This is a genomic window from Saccharomonospora saliphila YIM 90502, assembly GCF_000383795.1.
Classification (GTDB): domain Bacteria; phylum Actinomycetota; class Actinomycetes; order Mycobacteriales; family Pseudonocardiaceae; genus Saccharomonospora; species Saccharomonospora saliphila.
In genome coordinates, this window is the sequence record NZ_KB912658.1 from 4,468 (window position 1) to 8,643 (window position 4,176).

Below are 4,176 nucleotides of genomic sequence, written 5' to 3' on the forward strand. Positions count from 1 at the left end.
CCGCCCACACCGGTGTCCACTCCGGTCGCCGCGCTCACCGCCGCGTTGGTCACCGGCGCGGCGGTGAGCGCGCTGGTGACGGTCCTGCGCTAGGACCGGCGACCGCGGTTCTGGTGTGCCGGGGTTTCTGGTGTACCGGGGAGTCGCCGTCTAGCATGGCCCACGGTGGCCCCCAGCGGAGCCGCCGTCGTCCGGCCCCGGGAGCCGATCGTGGACGAGTTGTCCCTCACCGCCGCGGTCCCCCGCAGGAGCGAGCCGCCCTCCGAGGCGGCGGCGGGGGACGAACCACTCGACGCGGGCGTGCTCGACCCCGTGGTCCGGGAGGCCGTGTGCGGCGACCCCGGCGCCGTGCGCAGGCTCACGGCACTGCTGACTCCGGTGATCGTGCGGTACTGCCGCGCCCGGCTGGGCCGCCGCGATTTCGGCCACATCAGTGCCGAGGACGTCGCCCAGGACATCTGCGTGGCGGTGCTGCGCGCCCTGCCCGGTTACCGCGACCGGGGCGGCTCGTTCCTGTTCCTGGTCCGCGCGATCGCGGCGAACAAGGTGGCCGACGTGTTCCGGCTCGCCGCGCGCGAGCGCACGCACGCGACGCCCTGCGTGCCCGAGCAGCCGGGGCCGGACAACGAGCCCGAACGGCACGTCCTCAACACCGACCTCGGGCACCGGCTGGCCGACCTGCTCGACCGCCTGCCCGCCGTGCAGCGCGAGATACTCGTGCTGCGGGTGGTGGTCGGCCTTTCGGCGACGGAAACGGCGGACGCGCTGGGACTCTCCCCCGCCAACGTGCGCACCACCCAGCACCGCGCGCTCACCCGGATGCGGCAGTGGGCCGCCGCCGCGGGCGGCTTGTGACGCGGGCGGACCGCCCAGCGAACAACCACCCACGTTCACCAGGCCAGCGCCCGCCCGCGTTCACCAGCCACCGTGCGGGACATGACGACGGCGGTCCGGGCCGCGTCAGCGGGACCCGGCGGCCTCCCGCAGCGCGGGCAGGATCTCGCGTTCGGCCGCGTCGAGATACGGGCCCTGCGCCGCGCCACCCACCTGGACGAGCGCGAGATCGGTGAAGCCCGCGTCGAAGAACGGCCGCGCCGCCTCGACCACGCGACCGACGTCGGACCCGCACGGGATCGAGGCGGCGACGTCGTCCGGTGTGACGAACTGGGTCGCGGCGGCGAACGACGCCGTTCCCGGCAGCTCCGCGTTCACCTTCCAGCCACCGGCGAACCAGCGGAACTGCTCGTGCGCCCGGCGCACCGCCGCGTCCTCGTCGGTGTCCCAGGAGACCGGAAGCTGCCCGATCTTGCGGGAGGCCTCCTGGCCCACCGACGACCGTGCCTCGTCCCACCCCGCGCACAGCTCCGGGTTCGGCTCGACCGCGATCATCGCGTCCGCCACCGGGGCGAACCGGCGCACCGACTGCGCACCGGAGACGGCGACACCGATCGGCGCGCGCATCTCGGGCAGGTCCCACAGCTTGGCCGAGTCCACACGGAAGTGGGCCCCCACGAAGTTGGTGTACCCGCCGTCGAACAGATCGTTGATGATCCCGACAGCCTCGGTGAGCATCTCGTGCCGGACGTTGACCGGAGGCCAGCCCTGCCCGATCACGTGCTCGTTGAGGTTCTCCCCGGCTCCGAGCCCCAGCAGAAAGCGACCGCCCGAGAGTTGCTGGACGGTCGCCGCCTTCTGCGCCACGACGGCCGGGTGGTACCGCATCGTCGGGCACGTCACATACGTCATGAGCTCGATGCGCTCGGTCGCCTGCGTGACCGCCCCCAGCACACTCCACGCGTACGGGGAGTGGCCCTGGCTGTCCAGCCAGGGTGAGTAATGATCGCTCATGACGGCGAAGTCGAACCCGGCCCGCTCGGCGTCGGCCGCGTGACCGACGAGATCCCCCGGTCCTGCCTGTTCGGTGAGCAAGGTGTATCCGAACCGCACGCACGCTCCCTTCGACACGTCCTCGCCGGGCGCACCGGTCTCGCGCGCCGGTTCCGCCCCGCCTCGCGGTTGAGATCAGCTCGCGGGTTGCAGCTTCTTCCGGCGGGCGATGGCGTCCCTGCGCTCGGTCTCGTCGAGTCCGCCCCAGACACCGAACGGCTCCTGCACCGTCAGCGCGTGGTGCCGGCACTGGACGATCACCGGGCACGTCCGGCAGATCTCCTTGGCCCTGGCGACCCGGTCGGCGCGCGCGAACCCGCGTTCTCCATCAGGATGGAAGAACACGGCGCTGTCGAGATTGCGGCAGTTCCCGTGCCGCTGCCACTCCCACACCTCGGCGACAGGAGTGGGCAGGCGAGACGTGTCGGCCATGTGGTCACCTCCGTGTTCGTGTGCACCGCCTCAGGTCGGTGCGTGGTTCGTGTGCACCGCCTCAGGTCGGTGCGTGTACCCCGGTTGCGGAAAACCCACACCTCGGTTATCCGGACGGGCTCCGGCCGACCGGGCGGGCTGATCCGGGCGGGTCAGTCGGACAGCGCCTCGTCGTCCTCGTCCACCGGCACCGGGGCGGACTGCTCGGCCACATCGGCAGGATTGGCGTCCAGCGGCACGCCCACGCTCGCCGGGACCTCCTCGCCGCCGGCCACGGCTTGCTCTTGTTCTTCGACGTCCGCCTCGGGGGCCAGGTCGTGGTTCTCCGTCATGATCAGGCAGGTACCCCGGCGACCCGGTTCTCAATCCGGGCCGCGGCCGCCGTCCCGCGACCGCGTCCAGGACCCTGAGCTGGCCGGACGCTCCGTGACGGGGCCACGAACCGCCCTCCGGCCGCGGGTGTCGTCCGCCACAGCGTGCGCCGTGCCGTCTCCCCTCGGACGCGGTCGTCGTTGCGCGGGTGGCGCCGGTTGAGTCCGTCACCTGACGGGTCCGCGGCGACCGCCGGTGTGTTACACATCGAACACACGCCGACTACGGAGGGACACCATGGCCGAGCGCGAGTACGACATCGTCCTGTTCGGAGGCACCGGCTTCACCGGCGCGCTGACCGCGGAGTACCTCGCGCGCCACGCTCCCGGCACGTGTCGTTGGGCGCTGGCCGGGCGCAGCAAGGAGAAGCTGGAACGGCTGCGCGACCGGCTCGCCACGATCGACCCGGCCTGCTCCGAGCTCGCGCTGCTGCACGCCGACGTCGACGACGCCGACTCGCTGCGCGACCTCGCGGCCTCCGCCCGTGTGGTGATCACCACCGTGGGTCCCTACCTGCACCACGGGGAGCCCCTCGTGGCCGCCTGCGCCCGCGCGGGCACCGACTACGTCGACCTGACCGGCGAGCCGGAGTTCGTTGACCAGATGTATCTGGACCACCACGCCACCGCGCGGGAGACCGGGGCGCGGCTGATCCACGCCTGCGGGTTCGACTCCATTCCCTACGACCTCGGCGTGTACTTCACCGTCCAGCACCTGCCGCGCGGTGTCCCGCTCACGGTGCGGAGCCAGGTGCGGGCCAAGGCCGAGTTCTCCGGGGGCACCTACTCGTCGGCGCTGACCGTGTTCTCCCGGGCGCGGCGGATGGTCCACACGGCCCGTGAGCGGCGCGCGGCCGAATCGCGCCCCGCCGACCGGCGCGTCCACCTGCCCGTCCGAGCGCCCCGGCGCGATCGCGAGACGAACCGGTGGCTGGTGCCGATGCCGACGCTCGACCCCCAGATCGTCGGCCGGTCGGCCGCGGCCCTGCCACGCTACGGCCCGGAGTTCACCTACGAGCAGTACACGGCCGTCAAGCGCCTGCCCACCGTCGTCGCGGGCGCGCTCGGTCTCGGAATCCTCGCGCTGCTCGCCCGGATTCCGCCCGCGCGCCGGGCACTCGGCTCGGTGCGCAGGCCGGGTGACGGCCCCAGCGAGCACCGGCGGCTGCGCTCGTGGTTCAACGTGCGGTTCGTCGGCGAGGGAGGCGGCGAGCGGGTAGTCACCGAATTCGCCGGAGGCGACCCCGGCTACGACGAAACCTCGAAGATGCTGGCCGAGTCGGCACTGTGCCTTGCCTTCGACGACGTGCCGCCGACCTCGGGACAGGTCACCACGGCCGCGGCGATGGGTGACGCGCTGCTGCACCGCCTTGCCCGGGCGGGGCTCACGATCCGGGTGCTGGAACGGTCGTGAGCACGCCCGGCGCGGTCAGCCGACGAGCCTGCGCACGACGGCGTCGGCGAGCAGGCGCCCGCGCCCGGTGAG

General features: G+C 72.8%; 5 protein-coding genes. 2 read left to right on the plus strand and 3 right to left on the minus strand.

Annotation, left to right across the window (positions count from 1 at the left end; genetic code table 11):
* Nucleotides 1–165: 165 nt before the first annotated feature.
* On the plus strand, nt 166–855 hold the full coding sequence (gene shbA, locus SACSA_RS0110185; RefSeq protein WP_019815587.1) for an RNA polymerase sigma factor ShbA: 690 nt from the start codon (nt 166–168) through the stop codon (nt 853–855).
* A gap of 105 nt (nt 856–960) precedes the next feature.
* On the opposite strand, the gene SACSA_RS0110190 is transcribed toward shbA, so the two are convergent.
* From SACSA_RS0110190 to SACSA_RS0110200, 3 genes are all read right to left on the minus strand, one after another.
* Nucleotides 961–1,947: a TIGR03557 family F420-dependent LLM class oxidoreductase gene (locus tag SACSA_RS0110190; protein WP_019815589.1), complete on the minus strand. Its 987-nt coding sequence runs from the start codon at nt 1,945–1,947 to the stop codon at nt 961–963.
* A gap of 75 nt (nt 1,948–2,022) precedes the next feature.
* The gene (locus SACSA_RS0110195; RefSeq protein WP_019815591.1) at nt 2,023–2,319 is read right to left on the minus strand and encodes a WhiB family transcriptional regulator; all 297 of its coding nucleotides are present in this window, start codon (nt 2,317–2,319) and stop codon (nt 2,023–2,025) included.
* A gap of 152 nt (nt 2,320–2,471) precedes the next feature.
* Nucleotides 2,472–2,651 carry a hypothetical protein gene (locus SACSA_RS0110200; RefSeq protein WP_019815593.1) on the minus strand — a complete coding sequence of 60 codons (180 nt, stop codon included), beginning with the start codon at nt 2,649–2,651 and terminating at the stop codon, nt 2,472–2,474.
* Nucleotides 2,652–2,928: 277 nt separating this feature from the next.
* Here SACSA_RS0110200 and SACSA_RS0110205 point away from each other — a divergent pair, with 277 nt between their 5' ends.
* Complete coding sequence (locus tag SACSA_RS0110205) at nt 2,929–4,104, plus strand: saccharopine dehydrogenase family protein (RefSeq protein WP_019815595.1); 1,176 nt, start codon at nt 2,929–2,931, stop codon at nt 4,102–4,104.
* Nucleotides 4,105–4,176: the final 72 nt, after the last annotated feature.